This window comes from Pseudomonas sp. (assembly GCF_046581935.1).
Classification (GTDB): Bacteria; Pseudomonadota; Gammaproteobacteria; order Pseudomonadales; family Pseudomonadaceae; genus Aquipseudomonas.
Window position 1 is genome coordinate 226,121 of record NZ_JAYGFK010000001.1, and the last position, 19,286, is coordinate 245,406.

Below are 19,286 nucleotides of genomic sequence, written 5' to 3' on the forward strand. Positions count from 1 at the left end.
CCGAGGGCTTTATTCGAACCAACAAAATCAGGCAGGCCACGACTATGACCGTTTCTAGCATCCCCACCGTCAAGCTGCTCATCAATGGCGAATTCGTTGAATCGAAGACCACCGAGTGGCGCGATGTCGTCAACCCAGCCACCCAGGAAGTATTGGCGCGCGTGCCCTTCGCCACTGCCGATGAAATGAACGCCGCCGTGGCAAGCGCCGCTGAAGCCTTCAAAACCTGGCGCAAAACCCCAATCGGCGCACGTGCGAGGATCTTCCTCAAGTACCAGCAACTGATCCGCGAGAACATGAAGGAACTGGCGGCGATCCTCACCGCCGAGCAGGGCAAAACCTTGCCGGACGCCGAGGGCGACGTTTTTCGCGGCCTCGAAGTGGTCGAGCACGCCGCCAGCATCGGCAACCTGCAGATGGGTGAATTGGCCAACAACGTCGCCAGTGGCGTCGACACCTACACCCTGATGCAACCACTGGGCGTGTGCGCCGGCATCACCCCGTTCAACTTCCCGGCGATGATCCCGCTGTGGATGTTCCCCATGGCCATCGCCACCGGCAACACCTTCGTGCTCAAGCCGTCCGAGCAGGACCCATTGGTGACCATGCGCCTGGTTGAGTTGGCGCTGGAGGCCGGCGTACCCAAGGGTGTGCTCAACGTCATCCACGGCGGCGTCGAGGCGGTGAACCTGATTTGCGATCACCCAGACATCAAGGCTGTGTCCTTTGTCGGCTCGACCAAGGTCGGCACCCATGTTTACAACCGTGCCACGCAGAACGGCAAACGCGCGCAGTGCATGATGGGGGCGAAAAACCACGCCATCGTGCTGCCTGATGCCAACCAACAGCAGACGTTGAATAGCCTGTTGGGAGCCTCCTTCGGTGCTGCCGGCCAGCGTTGCATGGCCCTGCCAGTGGTGATCCTGGTGGGTGAAGCGCAGACCTGGCTGCCGGACCTGATCGAGCGCACCAAGACCCTCAAGATCAATGGCGGCACCGAGCCTGGCACCGATATCGGCCCGGTGATCTCCTGCGCGGCGCTGGATCGAATCAACAGCCTGATCGCCAGTGGCATTGAAGAAGGCGCCACGCTCGAACTGGATGGCCGCAACCCGACGGTGCCCGGCTATCAGGACGGCAACTTCGTCGGTCCGACGATCTTCTCCGGTGTTACGCCGCAAATGTCGGTGTACCGCGAAGAAATCTTCGGCCCGGTGCTGTGCATCATGCACGCCGCCAACCTCAACGAGGCTATCGAGCTGATCAACGCCAACCCGAACGGTAACGGCACCGCACTGTTCACCCGCTCTGGCGCGGCGGCGCGACACTTCCAGGAAGAAATCGACGTCGGCCAGGTCGGTATCAACGTGCCGATCCCGGTTCCGGTCCCGTTGTTTTCCTTCTCCGGTTCGCGCGGCTCCAAACTCGGCGACCTAGGCCCTTACGGCAAGCAAGTGGTGACCTTCTACACCCAGACCAAAACGGTCACCCAGCGCTGGTTCGACGAGGACGACAGCAGCGCCGTGGTCAACACCACCATCACCCTCAAATAAGGTTGCCGGGCCGGCATTGCGCCGGCCCTTTGGAGACATGCCTATGGACTATCAAACCCTGCTGGTCGAGGTACGCGAACGAGTCGGCCTGATCACCCTCAACCGACCGCAAGCACTTAATGCGCTGAACAGCCAGTTGATCAGCGAACTCAACCTGGTGCTCGACCGCCTGGAAGCCGACCCAGAGGTCGGTTGTATGGTTATCACCGGTTCGGCCAAGGCCTTCGCCGCTGGCGCCGACATTAAGGAGATGGTCGACAAGGAATACCCGTCGATCTACCTCGACGACTTCTTCGCCGCCGCTGATCGCATCGGCAATCGGCGCAAACCGCTAATTGCGGCGGTCGCTGGCTACGCCTTGGGCGGTGGTTGCGAACTGGCGCTGATGTGCGACTTCATTTATGCCGCCGACAACGCCCGCTTCGGCTTGCCTGAGCTGAGCCTCGGGGTGATTCCCGGAATCGGCGGCACCCAACGCTTGACCCATGCCCTGGGCAAAGCCAAGGCCATGGAGCTGTGCCTGACCGGCCGTCATCTGCTCGCCGCCGAAGCCGAACAGGCTGGTTTGGTGGCGCAAATCTTCCCCGCTGCCGAGCTACTGGAGCAGACCCTGAAGGTGGCCCAAGGTATTGCGGCTAAATCGCTGCCGGCCAGCATGCTGGTCAAGGAATGCGTCAACCGCGCCTTCGAGCTTGGCCTCAGCGAGGGGGTGCGCTTCGAGCGGCGGGTATTCCATTCGCTGTTCGCCAGCCATGACCAGAAGGAAGGCATGCGCGCCTTCGTGGAAAAACGCCAACCGCTGTTTCAGCACCGCTGAGCCAACCTAATTACAGAGGTATCCACCATGCATATCGGTTTTCTTGGTCTCGGCAACATGGGCGGCCCAATGGCCCGCAACCTGCTCAAAGCAGGCCACCGCGTCACCGTGTTCGACCCCAGCGCCCAAGCTGTCGCCACCCTTGTAGAGGCTGGTGCCACGGCTGCGGCCTCCCCCGCGGCGGTGGCTCAAGCCAAGGTCGAGGCCATCGTCACCATGTTGCCGGCGGCGGCTCAGGTAAAACAGGTTTACCAGGGTAAAGACGGCTTGTTAGCGCATGTCGGCCAAGGCGTGCTGTTGATCGACTGCTCGACCATTGATCCGCTCACAGCCCGCGAAGTGGCGACGCTGGCCCTCGCCCAAGGCAATCCCATGCTCGATGCGCCGGTTTCCGGCGGCACCGGTGGTGCTGCAGCTGGCACCCTGACCTTTATGGTGGGCGGCTCAGCCAGTGCCTTTGAGCAAGCGGGGTCCATTCTCTCAGCCATGGGTAAAAACCTCGTTCACTGCGGCGCCAGCGGCAACGGCCAGGTGGCCAAGATCGCCAACAACATGCTGCTCGGCATCTCCATGGTCGGCGTCGCCGAAGCCATGGCCCTCGGTGTGGCCTTGGGCATGGACGCCAAGGTACTGGCAGGCATCATCAATACCTCCAGTGGCCGTTGCTGGAGCTCGGAAATCAACAATCCGTTCCCCGGTGTGCTGGAAAATGCCCCCGCCTCGCGAGGCTACAGCGGCGGTTTCGGCACCGATCTGATGCTCAAAGACCTTGGTTTGGCGACCGAGGCAGCTAAGCACGTACGCCAGCCAGTCATGCTCGGCGCCGCCGCCCAGCAGCTGTACCAGAGCTTCAGCCAGCAAGGTAATGGTGGACTGGATTTCTCGGCAATCATCAAGCTCTATCGCCGGGACAGCGAAGCATGAACAGCGGCGAAACGGTGATCCTGGCTGATGTACGCAACCGCATCGGTCACCTCACGCTCAATCGCCCGAGCGGTCTCAACACCCTGACCCTGCCCATGGTGCGCTTGCTCCAGCAGCACTTGCAGGCCTGGGAACAGGATGACCAAGTGCTCGCTGTGGTCTTGCGTGGCAATGGTGAAAAAGCCTTCTGCGCCGGCGGCGATATTCGCATGCTGTACGACAGCCACACCTCGGGCAGCAAGCAGCACGAGGTGTTTCTCGCAGAGGAATACGCCCTCGACCAGTACCTGCATGCTTACCCCAAGCCGGTGCTGGCGCTGCTCGATGGTTTCGTCCTCGGCGGTGGCATGGGCCTAGCCCAGGCGGCCACCCTGCGAGTAGTCAGCGAGCGGGTGAAGATGGGCATGCCGGAAGTCAGCATCGGCTTCTTCCCGGATGTCGGCGGCAGTTACTTCCTGCCCCGGCTACCTGGCCGACTCGGCTTTTATCTGGGCCTTACCGGCCTCCATGTGGGTGCTGCCGACGCACTCTACGCGGGCCTAGCCGACCATTGCCTGGCCAGCGAGCGACTGAGCGAATTCGACCAGATGCTGGACACGCTGAGCTGGTCGGCACCAGCGTTGGAGAGTTTGCAGCAGGTGCTCGACAGCATGACCTGCAGCGAGCTGCCCGCTGCTAAGCTCAGCGCCCTGCGCCAGGCTATCGATGAGCACTTTGCCCTGCCCAACCTGGCGGCGATTCGCGCGGCCCTGATGAGCGAAAATCACCCTGAGCTGCAGGCCTGGGCGCAAGACACCGTAAAGGTGCTCGACAGTCGCTCGCCGCTTGCCATGGCGGTAACGCTGGAGTTGCTGCAGCGCGGTCAGCAGCTGACGCTGAATGATTGCTTCGCGCAGGAGCTGCACCTGGACCACCAATGGTTCGAACACGGCGACTTGATCGAAGGCATCCGCGCACTGATCATCGACAAAGACAAAACACCACACTGGAACCCAGCCACCCTGGCCGAGCTTGATCCGCAGCGGGTGCAGGCCTTCTTCAAGGACCTCCCCACGTTAGCCAGCACCACCTAAAGAGTGCCGCAATGGTGCGACCTGAACAGAGGAAAGCAGCGCAATGCACAACAGCCAATTGACCGAAGAACAATGCATGATCCGCGATATGGCCCGCGACTTCGCCCGCAGCGAAGTCGCCCCGCATGCTCAGGCGTGGGAAAAATCCGGCTGGATTGATGACGCCGTGGTGGCGCAGATGGGTGAACTGGGTTTGCTCGGCATGGTCGTCCCGGACACCTGGGGCGGCAGCTACACCGACTATGTGGCTTACGCCCTGGCCGTGGAAGAAATCTCCGCTGGTGACGGCGCACTTGGCGCGTTGATGAGCATCCACAACTCAGTCGGCTGTGGCCCGTTGCTGAAATACGGCAGCCCCACACAGCAAGATAGCTGGTTGCCGCTACTGGCCAGCGGCCAGGCGATTGGCTGCTTCTGCCTGACCGAGCCACAAGCCGGCTCCGAAGCACACAACCTGCGTACACGTGCAGAACTGCAGGGCGGCCAATGGGTACTCAACGGTGCCAAGCAATTCGTCAGCAACGGCAAACGCGCCAAGCTGGCCATCGTCTTCGCCGTCACCGACCCGGATCTGGGCAAGAAGGGTCTATCGGCCTTCCTAGTGCCGACCGACAACCCCGGTTTTGTCGTCGACCGTAGCGAGCACAAGATGGGCATCAAGGCCTCCGATACCTGCGCGGTCACCCTGAATAACTGCACCATCGCCGAAGCCAACATGCTCGGCGAGCGCGGCAAGGGCCTGGCCATTGCTCTGTCCAATCTGGAAGGCGGACGTATCGGTATCGCCGCCCAGGCTTTGGGTATCGCCCGCGCCGCCTTCGAAGCCGCCCTGGGTTATGCCCGTGAGCGTATCCAGTTCGGCAAGCCGATTGCTGAGCACCAGAGCATCGCCAACATGCTCGCCGACATGCACACCCAGCTCAACGCCGCGCGCCTGCTGATCCTGCATGCGGCACGCCTGAAGAGTGCCGGGCATGCCTGTCTGTCGGAGGCATCGCAGGCCAAGCTGTTCGCGTCCGAGATGGCCGAGCGCGTGTGCTCCAAAGCGCTGCAGATTCACGGCGGCTATGGCTATCTGGAGGATTACCCGGTGGAGCGCTACTACCGCGACGCGCGCATCACCCAGATCTACGAAGGCTCCAGCGAGATCCAGCGCCTGTTGATCGCTCGCGAACTGGCGCACTACCCGCTTTAAGCAGAGTCCAGCAGTCAGGCCGAGCACAGCCTGCAACCTTAATCAGCGGGCGGCGGAAGTTGGCCGCCGCGTTTTGCTCATGGCTGGTAACCGGGGCTAAGCCTCCCCTCATTACACCAAGCTATGGCCAAAACGCTCAGTCATTCTGAGCGCCGGCGACCTTGGTTTTGCGCGGACGACAGGTCAATGTTTAGGGCACCGACACGTTGCCCAGTGCAACGCAAACAATGGAAGCCATCACGCCATGAGCGACGCCCAATTACTCTGCGCCCTCTTCGCTACGCCAGCAGCGCCACAGCGACCACTGATAAACGCTGGCAGCAATACGCGCTACCAGGACACCCGCCTCAAGGCGTTGAGCCTATTTGCCAGCCGCGGTTTCAGTACTGTCAGCATGCGCGATCTGGCCAAGCACCTGGGCATCAGGCCAGGCTCCCTCTATAACCACATCGAAAGCAAGGAAGTGCTGCTGTTCGAGCTGATCGAGGAGCTCTACGAACAACTGCTGCACTGCGCCCGCCAGGTTCAACGGCGCGCCACTACACCCACCGAACGGCTGCATGGCCTGATCGACGCCCATTTGCAGTTGCACAACAGCATGGGCGCGTATTTTCGTCTCGCTGAATACGACAGTCACTGCCTGGCCGGCGAGCAACAGGCGCACATCCGCGAGCTTCGCACGCGCTACGCGCAGCAGTTAGAGGAAAGCGTGGAGCGCTTTACTGGGCAGCCACTAGGCAACAGCCGCCGCGCGGCATTAAGCGGCATTCTGGCCCTGCTCAATCAGTTACCGGCTTGGGTCGAGACGCCTGAGATGAATTCAACGGCACGCCACGAGTTGCTGCGTGACATGGTGCTGAGTGCACTGCGCAGCGCGCTGCGGGCTACCCAGCACTGAGCGCTGCCAGCCAAGAGGTTATTGCGTTGTTGAGGGAACGCCTTGCAAAGCGGCGCGGCAACGCTCTTCAGCCGTATCCAGTTCTAACTGCATCTGCTCGATGTCCAGCAACTGCTGCTCCAGCTGAAGGCGCCGCTCGGCGATCTTGCCCAGCATGATCTCAAGCTGATTACGGTTGTCGCCCTGCGGGTCGTACAGCTCGATCAGGGTTTTGCATTCGGCCAGTGAGAAGCCAATGCGCTTGCCGCGCAAAATCAGTTTTAGTGCCACCCGGTCCTTGGCGGTATAGATCCGCTCCTGGCCGCGACGGGTTGGCAACAGCATGCCCTGCTCTTCATAGAAGCGAATGGTCCGAGTGGTCACATCCAACTCGCGCGCCAGTTCAGAAATGCTGTAGGTCTTGGCAGTCATGCGTGGTCCTTGGTCGATTGCCCTTGAAACATGCCGCCCAGAGGCTCGTGCGACATGGTGCCATGGCTATTAGCCGTGGAACGCTAACAATAGATTACGTTAACGTCAACGCGACAGCTCGCACAGTGCCTTACTGGCGGTACAGATGGGCGGGCTGAATCTAGCCGGGCCTAAGTCACGGGGCAGACAAAAAAACCGGGCCACAAAGGCCCGGTAAACTTCACACCGGAGAGCAATCAAATTGAGCGACTAGCCCGGCCTCACCAAAGCGGCAAGCTGTAGCTGACGATAAAGCGGTTCTCGTCCAGGTTGCTGCCGAAGTTGCTGCGGGTGGTGGCGTTACGCAGACGCAGGCCGACGTTTTTCAGCGGGCCGCTCTGTACCACGTAGGCGATATCGGTGTTGCGCTCCCAGGTTTTACCTTCACTCAGGCCCGCACCGCGATCGACGTTGTCACCAGACAGATAGCGGGTCATCAGGCTCAGCCCGGGAATCCCCACAGACGCGAAGTCGAAGTCGTAGCGCAGCTGCCAGGAACGTTCGTCTTGGTTACCGAAGTCATTAATCTGCACAAGGTTGATCAGCGCGTTGTCGGCGCCGGCAATGTAGGCAAAGCCGGTGTCGCCGCTCATGTGCTGGTAGCCAGCGGTAAAGCCATGACCACCGAGGCGGTAGTTGAACAACGCGCCGAAGGCGTCGTTGTCGACGTTGCTGCCACCGTCATCAGTGGAGTGGGCGTAGCGGATATCGGTTTTGAAGCTCTGCCCCTCACCCAGTGGAATTTGGTGCACCAGATTGACCAGGTGCTGCTTGTAGATACCGTCGAGACCGCCGTAGTAGTAGCTGGTGGCCAGTTGCGGGGTCCATTGGTAGCGACCGCCGCCGAACAGGAACTCATCGCTGGTTTTACTGCTGCCCAGCACGATATTGCGCTTGCTACCGTTGTAAACAGTCATCTCCTGGTTATCCGAGGAATCTCGCTGATTGATCCGGTCGAGGCGGCCGAGGTCGAGATTCAACCCCTTTACTTCGTTGCTATTGAGCCATGCCCCACGGAAGGTCACCGGCAGCAGACGGCTGTCGTTGCGCATCACAGCCGGCAACACTGGCTGCAAAGTGCCTAGCTTGAGGGTGCTGTTCGATGCACGCAGCTTGGCGGTGAAACCGGCCTCGCCGTAGGCATCCTGAGCGCGTTTGGGTGCCTCACGGTCGCTCTTGAGAATGCCGGTGCCGACCCTATCCGGGCTGGAGTCGAGCTTGACCCCAAGCAAACCGATGGCGTCGAAACCAACGCCAATCGGCCCCTCGGTATAGCCGGACTCAAAGCGCAACATAAAGCCCTGGGCCCACTCCTCCGCCTTGGACTGGGGCGCATTGTCCTGACGGAAATCGCGGTTCATATAGAAGTTGCGGGTATCCAGCACGGCCGTGCTATCAGCGATTAGCGCGGCCGAAACAGGTGCGCAAACGCCGATGGCGGCGGCAAAGCCGGACAGCATAAATACCTGGGTGGGTCTTAATAGGTACATAGATCTCTCTTCTTGTTAGGTGGGTAGTGCTGCAACACCAGCAAGCAACTGCCAAGCAATACCCGCGACGGCCGAGCAACCGACCTATTACCCACGGGGTTTCCCGTGGCGTCTAAACAACCCCACCAATGACTCGCAGGGCGTAAAGCAGGCAAACAGCCTCCCCGTGCGGCTCACGCGCCGCACCTTGAGCAAACAACAGGAGGCTTGTTTTAGAAGTTACGTTTCGCCAGTTTCAGCACCCAACCAACGATGCCGACTCGGAACAGCAGCACGCAGATGACAAATATCGACCCGAGAATCACGTGCACCCACTCACCCAGTGGGCCGTTCGACAGGTAGCTCTGTAAAGTGATCACCACACTGGCCCCAACTACCGGCCCGAGCACGGTGCCGACGCCGCCGAGCAGGGTCATCAGGATCACCTCGCCGGACATGTGCCAGTGCGCGTCAGTCAGCGAGGCCAGCTGGAACACCACGGTCTTGGTCGAGCCCGCGAGGCCGGTCAAGGTTGCGGAAATAACAAAGGCCAGCAGTTTGTGTGCATCGACGTTGTAGCCGAGGGAAATGGCCCGTGGCTCGTTCTCACGGATCGCTTTCAGCACCTGGCCATAGGGTGAATGGATGGTGCGCTGGATGATGGCAAAGCCAACGATGAACACCGCAAGGACGAAGTAATACAGGGTCATGTTGTTATTCAGGTCAAACAGCCCGAACAACTGCCCACGCGGCACGCCTTGCAGACCATTCTCACCGCCGGTAAAGGGCGCCTGGACAAAGATGAAGAACACCAGTTGCGCCAGCGCCAAAGTAATCATGGCGAAGTAGATGCCTTGACGACGAATCGCCAACAAGCCGAACAACAAGCCGAGCGCGGCCGACGCCAGGGTGCCGGCGAGGATTCCCAGCTCTGTGCCCAGACCGCTGTACTCACTCAGTAAGTAGCCGGTGATATAGCCGCCGGTGGCGAAAAAGGCGGCATGCCCAAAGGACAACAAGCCAGCATAGCCGAGCAGTAGGTTGAAGGCGCAGGCGAACAACGCGAAGCACAGCAGTTTCATCAGAAAGATCGGGTATACCGCCAAGGGCGCGACCAACGCGATGCCCAACAGCGCTAGGTAGAACCACAGTTTGCGGCGCTGCGCTGCTTGTTGGCGCTCGCGTACCACTTGCGGAGGCAGAAGCTGGCTGGCCTGTTTGATGTGCAGATTACTCATGCTTATGCCTCCTTCCCGAACAGTCCTGCCGGGCGAACCAGTAGCACCAGCACCATCACCAGAAACACAATGGTGTTGGCCGCTTCCGGATAGATCACCTTGGTCAGCCCCTCAATCACGCCCATGGCCAGCCCCGTGACGATTGCGCCCATGATCGAACCCATGCCACCGATCACCACCACGGCAAACACCACGATCAGCAAATTGGCCCCCATGGTCGGCGTAACCGAATAGATCGGCGCGGCCAACACCCCGGCCAATCCCGCCAGTGCAGCGCCATAGCCATAAGTCAGGGTAATCAGCAGCGGTACGTTGATACCGAAAGCCTGCATCAACTTGGGGTTTTCAGTGCCGGCCCGCAGGTAAGAGCCAAGCCGGGTGCGCTCAATCATGTACCAGGTGAACAAGCACACCACGATTGCTGCAACCACCACCCAGGCGCGGTAGGTAGGCAGGAACATAAAGCCAAGGTTGTAACCGCCCTTGAGCAGCTCGGGCATCGGGTAGGACGCGCCGGACACACCGAATAGCTTGACGAAACAACCCTCGACGATCAGCGCCAGGCCAAAGGTCAGCAGCAAACCATAGAGGTGATCCTCGCCAGCGATGCGACGCAGCAGACCACGCTCGATAAGCATGCCGAGCGCGCCGACCAATAACGGGGCCAGAATCAGCGCCATCCAATAGTTAATGCCCAGGTAGTTGAGGCCGAGTACGGCAGCAAATGCTCCCAGCATGTACTGAGCGCCATGGGCGAAGTTGATGATCCGCAGCAGACCGAAAATGATCGCCAGACCCAGGCTGAGCAAGGCATAGAAAGAGCCATTGATTAGCCCAAGCAACAGCTGGCCGAGCAATACGCTCAGCGGTATGCCGAATACCATAGTCATGAGTTACCACCCGCTGAAAGTCAGTGACACCCGGCTGTAGGCAGCCGGGTGATGAGTTCAATCAGTTCTGCGACAGCAGCTTGCATTTGCTCTCGGCCAGCGGGCGGAAGGCTTCGTCACCCGGAATGGTGCGGACGATCTTGTACAGATCCCAAGCGCCCTTCGACTCAGCCGGGGTTTTCACCTGGGCCAGGTACATATCGTGGACCATGCGGCCATCAGCGCGGATCTTGCCGTTTTTCGCGAACATGTCGTTGACCGGCGTCGCCATCATCTGTGCGCGCACTGTCTGCGACTCGTCGCTGCCGGTGGCCTTGATCGCGTTCAGGTAATGCATGGTCGCCGAGTAGATACCCGCCGGCACCATGCCTGGCTTGCTACCAAAGCGTTCTTCATAGCGTTTGGCCCAGGCGCGGGTTTCCTCGTTGAGGTCCCAGTACCAACCGGTGGTCAGCATCAGGCCTTGGGTCACGTCCAGGCCCATGGCATGAATGTCGTTGAGGAATACCACCATGCCGGCCAGCGTCTGACCGGACTGGGTAACGCCGAACTGGCTGGCGGTCATCAGCGAATTGACGGTATCGGCACCGGCATTGGCCAGGGCGATCACATCGGCACCGGAGCCCTGGGCTTGAAGGATGTATGAGGAGAAATCACTGCTCGGGAATGGGTGGCGTACGGTGCCCAACACCTTGCCGCCATCGGCATTGACCACCTTGGTGATGTCAGCTTCCATGGCATGGCCAAAGGCATAGTCGGCGGTCAGGATAAACCAGCTCTTGCCGCCATTGGCCAACACTGCCTTGGCCGTACCGTTGGCCAGCGCGTAGGAGTCGTAGGTCCAGTGGATGTGGTTGGGCGAACAGAATTCGTTGGTAATGCTGGAGGCTGCGGCACCGGAAATCAGCGCCAACTTGCCGGCCTGCTCGACCACCTGGCTCGCCGCCAGAACTACTGACGAAGCGACCAGGCCAGTGACCATGTCGACATTGCGCTCATCGACCCACTGCCTAACGGTATTAGCACCGACATCCGGTTTGTTCAGGTCGTCAGCACTGAAAATCACAATCTTCTTACCATCAACCTGGCCACCGAAATCCTCGACCGCCATTTTTAGTGCTTCCAGTCCGCCTGGGCCAGAGAGGTCGCGATAAGTACCGGACATATCGGCCAGGTAGCCGATGCGAATTTCGTCGTCGCTGATCTGCGCCTGAGCGGCACTGGCAATCAGGCTGGTGGCGAGGATGGTGCTTGCAGTCTTCTGGAACAGATTCATCTCGTTACCTTCCACAGTTATTGTTGTTGTGCTGGGCAAAGCAACCCCGATCCGGCGTGCATGGGCCACGCCGTACTACATATTTCGAGGGTGAAACTGGGTTTAGACGCCTAGACAGCGATGTAGCAGTTCTTGCTTGGATGACAGTTCGGCAGCGCTGATTTCCTCGACGATTTGCCCGTGATCCATCAGGTAATGCCGATCTGCCAACGGGGCGGCGAAGCGGAAGTTTTGCTCCACCAATACGATGGTCAGGCCCTTGTTCTTGAGCTTGATCAACACCTCGGCGAGTTTCTGCACGATCACCGGAGCCAGGCCCTCGGTGATCTCGTCGAGCAGCAACAGATTGGCGCCGGTGCGCAGGATGCGGGCCATGGCCAGCATCTGCTGCTCGCCGCCGGACAGCCGCGTACCTTGGCTGAAACGCCGCTCATAGAGATTGGGGAACATCTCGTAGATGTCATCGAGGCTCATGCCGCCGCTGCGTACCATGGGTGGCAAGAGCAGGTTCTCCTCGACATTGAGGCTGGCGAAAATGCCGCGTTCTTCCGGGCAAAAGCCAACGCCCAGACGCGGAATAAGGTGCGCGGCGATACCGAGGGTTTCATTGCCGTTGATCACGATCGAACCGGTGCGCCGCCCCACCATGTTCATAATCGCGCGCAGGGTGGTGGAACGGCCCGAGCCGTTGCGCCCGAGCAAGGTCACCAGTTCGCCGCGACGCACCAGCAGGTCAATGCCATGCAGAATGTGCGACTCGCCGTAAAAGGCATGCAGGTCGCTGACCCGCAATTGCTCGTAATCGGGGCTATGCAGACTGCTCATGCGCTGGCCTCCTCGCTGACGGCCGCTTCGCTGCCCAGGTAGGCCTCGCGCACCAGAGGGTTGGCGGACACGCTGGCGTAGTCGCCTTCGGCGAGGATCGCGCCACGAGCCAGCACCGTGATGCGGTCGCACAGCTGACTGACCACACTGAGGTTGTGCTCGACCATCAACACGGTACGGCCCACTGCAGCGCGGCGAACCAGGCCGATGACCATTTCCACGTCCTCACCGCCCATGCCTTGGGTCGGCTCGTCGAGCAACAGCACGGCAGGGTCAAGCGCCAAGGTAGTGGCCAACTCAAGCGCACGCTTACGGCCATAAGGTAGTTCGACGGTCAGGGTATCGGCGTATTCGAGTAAGCCCACCTCGTCGAGCATCTGCAGGGCACGCTCGTTGAGGGTCTCGAGACTGCGCTCTGACTTCCAGAAGTGAAAGGAATTGCCCAGCTTACGCTGCAGAGCCACGCGGACATTTTCCATCACGCTCATGTGACCGAATACCGCGGAAATCTGGAAGGAGCGCACCAGGCCGAGACGGGCGATCTGGTTCGGCTGCAGAGCGGTGATTGGCTTGCCCTGATAGATAATCTCGCCGCTAGTGGGCGCGAGGAACTTGCTGAGCAGGTTGAACACCGTGGTTTTGCCGGCCCCATTGGGTCCGATTAAGGCATGGATGTGCCCCTTCTGCACATGAAGATCGACCGAGTCCACAGCGGTGAAGCCGCGAAATTCCTTGGTCAGACCGCGTGTTTCCAACACGAACTCTGGTGACATGTGAAGCCCTCTAACCTTGATTGTTTTTATTCGGTTATGGCGCTACTGACGATATTACCTTTACGTAAACGACAACACTCGACCAAGGTCTAATCTCGACTTATGAGTCTTTATCCAATCGAGATATAAGTATTCACCCTAGAAATGCTGCTATTGGCTGGTCGCCGTCTCTAAAACCAGCTTGAGTCGAGTATAGGCAGGCATTTATAAAATAATAATGAGCAAATAATCAGATGCGTTATGCATAAATACACTATCAACATGAACTACCGCCATGCTGAGCACAGCCCAGCCCACGCCCTTAAAACGCAATGTAAAGACACCGAAATTATGCTCAGCTCTCCACGATGGCCGGGAGCCTGGTTGCAGCTATAGGTGTTATGTCACTGTTTTACCCTGGGCACACGGCCCATCAGGTAAAACTCGGCGTTGGGTGGCGTACCCGCCAACGACACAAGGCGATTGGACAGGCTGAAGAAGGCGGTGATAGCGCCAATGTCCCAGATATCGTCGAGGCTGAAGCCGACGGCTTGCAAGCGTGCCTGCCAATCGCCATCTAGACCTCCCCCTTCGAGACCGACGTAGAAAGCAAAGTCGAGCATCAGGCGCTGGCGCTCGCTAATCGGCGCGGTGCGATGGTTGACCGCCACCTGATCGGCAAGTAGCGGATCCTTGCTGTAGATGCGCAACACTGCGCCATGCGCCACCACGCAGTACAGACAGCCGTGACGAGCACTGGTAGCGACCACGATCATCTCCTTCTCTGTCGGCGTCAGGCTATCGGACTCGCGATCCATCAGGGCGTCGTGGTAGGCGAAGAAGGCGCGAAACTCGTCCGGACGATGGGCCAGCATGAGGAATACATGGGGCACGAAGCCAGCCTTCTCCTGCACCGCGAGTATTCGCTGGCGCAGGTCGTCGGGTAATTGTTCGAGGTTTTCGGGAAACGCAAAGCGACTGAGTTGCGGGGACATCGAATTCTCCATGACCTGAAGCGGCACCCGAGTTAGCGGTGCCGCAGATGCCAAAATCTAGGATTTGCCGGTGAGTGCCAGTTGCTCAATGCTGAGCTCGCGCATACGGAATTTCTGCACTTTGCCGGTAACCGTCATTGGGAACTCGTCGACCAAGAGAAAGTGGCGCGGCACCTTGAAATGCGCGATTCGGCCCTTGCAAAACTCGCTCAACTCTTGCGCTGCCACGTTGTGACCCGGGTGACACTTGACCCAGGCAACGATCTCCTCGCCGTACTTATCATCAGGAATGCCCACCACCTGCACGTCGGCAACTGCCGCGTGGTTGAACAGGAACTCCTCAATCTCGCGTGGATAAACGTTTTCGCCACCACGGATGATCATGTCTTTGTTACGCCCGACGATGCTCAGATAGCCCAATTCGTCCATCACCGCCAGATCGCCAGTGTGCATCCAGCGCGCCTGATCGAGGGCTTCGGCGGTAGCCGTGGGGTTGTTCCAATAGCCGAGCATCACGCTGTAACCACGGGTGCACAGCTCGCCGACCTGCCCGCGCGGGACGATGCGCCCCTGCTCGTCGATCACCTTGCTCTCCAGATGCGGCTGGGTGCGGCCGACACTACTGACCCGGCATTGCAGATCATCATCGGCAGCGGTCTGAGTAGACACCGGGCTGGTCTCGGTCATGCCATAGGCGATCTGCACCTCTGCCATGTGCATCTCGCCGATCACCCGCTTCATTACTTCGATCGGGCAAGTGGAGCCAGCCATGATCCCGCTGCGCAGGCTGGACAGATCCAGCCCGGCACGCTCCGGCAGATCAAGCTCGGCGATGAACATGGTCGGCACGCCATAGAGCACCGTGGCCCGTTCCTCGGCCACCGTCTGCAGGGTTGCCAGCGGCTCAAAGGCTGCGCCCGGGTAGATCATCGTGCTGCCGTGGGTTAGACAACCGAGGTTACCCATGACCATGCCGAAGCAGTGGTAGAGCGGCACAGGGATCACCAAGCGATCATGCTCGGTCAAGCCCAGGCTCTCGCCGACCATGTAGCCGTTATTGAGGATGTTGTAGTGACTGAGGGTCGCACCCTTCGGGAAGCCAGTGGTGCCCGAGGTGTACTGGATGTTGATCGGATCATCGAACTGCAATTGGTCGCTGCAGCTGCGCAACTGCTCTGGGGTGATCGCATCATTGCGCGCCAAAAATGCCGACCAGCCGAACATGCCGGCAGCTGGCTGCTGGCCAAGGCTGATGACCCCGCGCAGCTCAGGCAGCAGTTGGCTTTGCAGCGCACCAACGGTGCAGCCAGCCAGTTCGGGCAACAGTTCACCGAGCATCGCGTGGTAGTCGCTGGTTTTAAACGAGTCGGCGCAGATCAGCCAACGGCAACCGGAATGCTTGAGCGCGTATTCAAGTTCGCTAAGCCGGTAGGCAGGATTGATATTGACCAGCACCACGCCAACCTTGGCGCTGGCGAACTGAGCGATACACCACTCAGCACAATTTGGTGCCCAGATGCCGAGGCGCTCGCCGGGTTGCATACCAATGGCCAGTAGAGCACGGGCACAGCGGTCCACCGCCGCCCCCAGCTCACCCCAGCTATAACGTAGCTGTTGATGGCGTACGACGAGCGCTTCACGCTCAGTGAAACGCGCCACTGTCTGGTCGAACGCTGCACCTATGGTCATGGCCAGCAAGGGCTTGTCCTGCGGGCCACAGGTATAACTGGGTGAAGTCATGGTATCCCTCAATTTTTTGTGCTTGTTCTGGGGGCTCAATGCACGCTCATCACTCTGCGATGAGAGTTGACAGCCAGCAAAGTCACCTTTACGTTAACGTAAAGAACAGAAGCCTGACAACCAATACCAATTGCCTAGCCAATAATGACAATCAAGGTGACCCCATGAGCTACCCATCCCTCAACTTTGCCCACGGCGAAACCATCGACATGTTGCGTGACCAGATCCAGGCCTTCGTCGCCGCGGAATTGGCACCGCGCGCGGCGGCCATCGACAGCGACAATCAGTTCCCGGCCGACATGTGGAAAAAGTTCGGCGATATGGGCCTGCTCGGTATCACCGTTGAGGAAGAGTACGGTGGCTCTGGCCTGGGTTACCTGGCCCACGTGATTGCCATGGAAGAAATCAGCCGTGGTTCGGCCTCGGTCGCCCTCTCCTACGGCGCGCACTCCAACCTGTGCGTCAACCAGATCAAGCGCAACGGTACGGCTGAACAGAAGGCCAAGTACCTGCCCAAACTGGTCTCCGGCGAGCATATCGGCGCCCTGGCGATGAGCGAGCCGAACGCCGGTTCCGACGTGGTTAGCATGAAGCTGCGCGCCGACAAGCAAGGCGACCGCTATGTGCTCAACGGCAGCAAGACCTGGATCACCAATGGTCCAGACGCCAACACTTATGTGATCTACGCAAAGACCGACCTGGATAAAGGCGCGCACGGCATCAGCGCCTTTATCGTCGAGCGCGACTGGAAGGGCTTCAGCCGGGGCAGCAAGTTCGACAAGCTCGGTATGCGTGGTTCCAACACCTGCGAACTGTTCTTTGACAATGTCGAAGTGCCGGAAGAAAACGTCCTCGGCCAGCTCAATGGCGGTGTGCGCGTTCTGATGAGCGGCCTGGATTACGAACGCGTGGTGCTGTCTGGCGGCCCGACCGGGATCATGCAAGCCTGTATGGACGTCATCGTGCCGTATATCCACGACCGCAAGCAGTTCGGCCAGAGCATCGGCGAGTTCCAGTTGATCCAGGGCAAGGTCGCCGATATGTATACCCAGCTCAACGCCAGCCGCGCCTACCTGTATGCAGTGGCTCAGGCCTGCGACCGTGGCGAGACCACGCGCAAAGACGCCGCCGGGGTCATCCTCTACACCGCCGAACGCGCCACGCAAATGGCCCTGGACGCGATCCAGATTCTCGGCGGCAACGGCTATATCAACGAATACCCCACCGGCCGCCTGCTGCGCGACGCCAAGCTCTACGAGATCGGCGCGGGCACCAGCGAAATCCGCCGCATGCTGATCGGTCGCGAGCTGTTCAACGAAACCAAGTAAGCCAGATATGTAGAACGTAGGATGGGTTGAGCAGAGCAATCCCCATGCCGATGCTTGCGATGGGTATCGCAGGCTCAACCCATCCTACGACCCTAATCCGTAGCCCGGATGCAATCCGGGAAACACAGTGATGCCCCGGATTACAGCCGGGCTACCAATGGAGTGAGCCGAATGGCCATCCTGCACACCCAAATCAATACCCGTTCAGCGGAGTTCGCCGCCAACAGCGCCGCGATGCTTACCCAGGTAAACGACCTGCGCGCCCTGCTCGCTCGCGTTCATCAAGGCGGCGGAGCTAAGGCTCAGGAGCGCCACACCTCGCGCGGCAAGCTACTGCCGCGTGAACGCATCAATCGCTTGCTGGATATCGGCTCGCCCTTCCTGGAAATCAGCCAACTGGCCGCTTATGAGGTCTATGGCGAAGATGTGCCCGCCGCCGGTGTTGTAGCGGGTATCGGCCGGGTCGAAGGCGTCGAGTGCATGATCGTGGCTAACGATGCAACGGTTAAAGGCGGTAGCTATTACCCGTTAACCGTGAAAAAGCATTTGCGCGCACAGACCATCGCTCAGCAGAACCGCTTGCCATGTATCTATTTGGTGGACTCCGGCGGTGCCAACCTGCCGCGTCAGGATGAGGTGTTCCCGGACCGCGAGCACTTCGGCCGGATCTTCTTCAACCAAGCCAATATGAGTGCCATGGGCATCCCGCAGATCGCCGTGGTCATGGGCTCCTGCACCGCTGGCGGCGCGTATGTGCCGGCCATGGCGGATGAAGCCATCATGGTGCGTAACCAGGCGACCATCTTCCTCGCCGGCCCGCCGCTGGTGAAGGCCGCCACGGGTGAAGTGGTCAGTGCCGAAGACTTGGGCGGTGCCGATGTGCACTGCAAAACCAGCGGTGTTGCCGACCATTATGCTGACGACGATGAACACGCCCTGGCTCTGGCGCGACGTGCAATCGCCAACCTCAACTGGCGCAAGCTCGGCGTGCTGAACAACCGTGCGCCGGTCAACCCGCTGTACAGCACTGAGGAGTTGTACGGGGTAATTCCAGCGGACGCCAAGCAACCATTCGATGTGCGCGAAGTGATCGCCCGCACTGTCGATGGCAGCGTGTTCGATGAATTCAAGGCGCTGTTTGGCGCGACTCTGGTTTGCGGGTTTGCACACATCCACGGCTATCCGGTGGCGATTCTCGCCAATAATGGGATTTTGTTCGCTGAGTCGGCGCAGAAAGGCGCGCACTTTATTGAACTGGCCTGCCAACGTGGCATTCCGCTGGTGTTTTTGCAGAACATCACCGGTTTTATGGTCGGCCAGAAATACGAAGCCGGTGGTATCGCCAAGCATGGGGCCAAGCTGGTTAACGCGGTCGCCTGCGCCAAGGTGCCAAAGTTTACCGTGATCATCGGCGGCAGCTTCGGCGCGGGTAATTACGGTATGTGCGGCCGCGCTTACGACCCACGCTTCCTATGGATGTGGCCAAACGCACGGATTGGTGTGATGGGTGCCGAACAGGCTGCCGGCGTGCTGGTGCAGGTCAAGCACGAGCAGGCAGCCCGCGCTGGGCAACGTTTCTCCGCCGAGGATGAAGCGGCGCTCAAACAACCGATCCTCGAACAGTATGAACGTCAGGGCCACCCGTATTACTCCAGCGCCCGACTGTGGGACGACGGCGTCATCGACCCCGCGCAAACCCGCGAGATTCTGGGCCTGGCGTTGTCTGCCAGCCTCAATGCGCCGACCGAGCCGAGCACTTTTGGCGTGTTCAGAATGTAATCCGTGGGAGGGCTGGGCGGCATTCCGCTTTAGCCGCGATGCTCGTGAAAACTTCGCGGCTAAAGCGGATCGCTGCCCGGCCCC

General features: G+C 59.8%; 17 protein-coding genes. 8 read left to right on the forward strand and 9 right to left on the reverse strand.

Features of this window, described 5'->3' with window-relative positions:
* Positions 1-44 precede the first annotated feature (44 nt).
* The 6 genes from VCA57_RS00990 to VCA57_RS01015 all read left to right on the forward strand — a co-directional run bounded on the left by VCA57_RS00990 (position 45) and on the right by VCA57_RS01015 (position 6,460).
* Positions 45-1,553 (forward strand): CoA-acylating methylmalonate-semialdehyde dehydrogenase, encoded by a 1,509-nt coding sequence (locus tag VCA57_RS00990; protein WP_411183088.1) that lies wholly within the window; start codon positions 45-47, stop codon positions 1,551-1,553.
* Between the two features lie 43 nt (positions 1,554-1,596).
* On the forward strand, positions 1,597-2,370 hold the full coding sequence (locus VCA57_RS00995; RefSeq protein WP_411183089.1) for an enoyl-CoA hydratase: 774 nt from the start codon (positions 1,597-1,599) through the stop codon (positions 2,368-2,370).
* Between the two features lie 9 nt (positions 2,371-2,379).
* Positions 2,380-3,294 carry a 3-hydroxyisobutyrate dehydrogenase gene (mmsB, locus tag VCA57_RS01000; protein ID WP_411183196.1) on the forward strand — a complete coding sequence of 305 codons (915 nt, stop codon included), beginning with the start codon at positions 2,380-2,382 and terminating at the stop codon, positions 3,292-3,294.
* Positions 3,291-4,367, forward strand: a complete 1,077-nt coding sequence (locus tag VCA57_RS01005; protein WP_411183090.1) for an enoyl-CoA hydratase/isomerase family protein — start codon at positions 3,291-3,293, stop codon at positions 4,365-4,367. The genes mmsB and VCA57_RS01005 overlap by 4 nt, the downstream gene beginning before the upstream one ends.
* 43 nt (positions 4,368-4,410) lie before the next feature.
* Positions 4,411-5,562 carry an acyl-CoA dehydrogenase family protein gene (locus VCA57_RS01010; protein WP_411183091.1) on the forward strand — a complete coding sequence of 384 codons (1,152 nt, stop codon included), beginning with the start codon at positions 4,411-4,413 and terminating at the stop codon, positions 5,560-5,562.
* 244 nt (positions 5,563-5,806) lie between these two features.
* The gene (locus tag VCA57_RS01015; protein ID WP_411183092.1) at positions 5,807-6,460 is read left to right on the forward strand and encodes a TetR/AcrR family transcriptional regulator; all 654 of its coding nucleotides are present in this window, start codon (positions 5,807-5,809) and stop codon (positions 6,458-6,460) included.
* A gap of 18 nt (positions 6,461-6,478) precedes the next feature.
* Here the strand turns inward: VCA57_RS01015 and VCA57_RS01020 are convergent, their stop codons facing one another.
* The 9 genes from VCA57_RS01020 to VCA57_RS01060 all read right to left on the reverse strand — a co-directional run bounded on the left by VCA57_RS01020 (position 6,479) and on the right by VCA57_RS01060 (position 16,095).
* Positions 6,479-6,871, reverse strand: coding sequence for a MerR family transcriptional regulator (locus tag VCA57_RS01020; RefSeq protein WP_411183093.1), 393 nt, complete (start codon positions 6,869-6,871; stop codon positions 6,479-6,481).
* Between the two features lie 260 nt (positions 6,872-7,131).
* A complete protein-coding gene (locus tag VCA57_RS01025) occupies positions 7,132-8,400 on the reverse strand; it encodes an OprD family porin (protein ID WP_411183094.1) in 1,269 nt (422 codons plus the stop codon).
* 212 nt (positions 8,401-8,612) lie between these two features.
* Positions 8,613-9,617, reverse strand: a complete 1,005-nt coding sequence (locus VCA57_RS01030) for a branched-chain amino acid ABC transporter permease (RefSeq protein ID WP_411183095.1) — start codon at positions 9,615-9,617, stop codon at positions 8,613-8,615.
* 2 nt (positions 9,618-9,619) lie between these two features.
* Positions 9,620-10,507: a branched-chain amino acid ABC transporter permease gene (locus VCA57_RS01035; RefSeq protein WP_411183096.1), complete on the reverse strand. Its 888-nt coding sequence runs from the start codon at positions 10,505-10,507 to the stop codon at positions 9,620-9,622.
* Between the two features lie 61 nt (positions 10,508-10,568).
* The gene (locus VCA57_RS01040; RefSeq protein ID WP_411183097.1) at positions 10,569-11,783 is read right to left on the reverse strand and encodes an ABC transporter substrate-binding protein; all 1,215 of its coding nucleotides are present in this window, start codon (positions 11,781-11,783) and stop codon (positions 10,569-10,571) included.
* A gap of 102 nt (positions 11,784-11,885) precedes the next feature.
* Complete coding sequence (locus VCA57_RS01045) at positions 11,886-12,608, reverse strand: ABC transporter ATP-binding protein (protein WP_324730701.1); 723 nt, start codon at positions 12,606-12,608, stop codon at positions 11,886-11,888.
* Complete coding sequence (locus tag VCA57_RS01050; RefSeq protein ID WP_411183098.1) at positions 12,605-13,381, reverse strand: ABC transporter ATP-binding protein; 777 nt, start codon at positions 13,379-13,381, stop codon at positions 12,605-12,607. The genes VCA57_RS01045 and VCA57_RS01050 overlap by 4 nt, the downstream gene beginning before the upstream one ends.
* 383 nt (positions 13,382-13,764) lie before the next feature.
* The gene (locus tag VCA57_RS01055) at positions 13,765-14,355 is read right to left on the reverse strand and encodes a peroxidase-related enzyme (protein ID WP_411183099.1); all 591 of its coding nucleotides are present in this window, start codon (positions 14,353-14,355) and stop codon (positions 13,765-13,767) included.
* Between the two features lie 57 nt (positions 14,356-14,412).
* The gene (locus VCA57_RS01060) at positions 14,413-16,095 is read right to left on the reverse strand and encodes an AMP-binding protein (RefSeq protein WP_411183100.1); all 1,683 of its coding nucleotides are present in this window, start codon (positions 16,093-16,095) and stop codon (positions 14,413-14,415) included.
* A 164-nt stretch (positions 16,096-16,259) separates the two neighbouring features.
* Here VCA57_RS01060 and VCA57_RS01065 point away from each other — a divergent pair, with 164 nt between their 5' ends.
* Positions 16,260-17,423, forward strand: a complete 1,164-nt coding sequence (locus VCA57_RS01065) for an isovaleryl-CoA dehydrogenase (RefSeq protein WP_411183101.1) — start codon at positions 16,260-16,262, stop codon at positions 17,421-17,423.
* A gap of 171 nt (positions 17,424-17,594) precedes the next feature.
* The gene (locus tag VCA57_RS01070; protein WP_411183102.1) at positions 17,595-19,202 is read left to right on the forward strand and encodes a carboxyl transferase domain-containing protein; all 1,608 of its coding nucleotides are present in this window, start codon (positions 17,595-17,597) and stop codon (positions 19,200-19,202) included.
* Positions 19,203-19,286 lie beyond the last annotated feature (84 nt).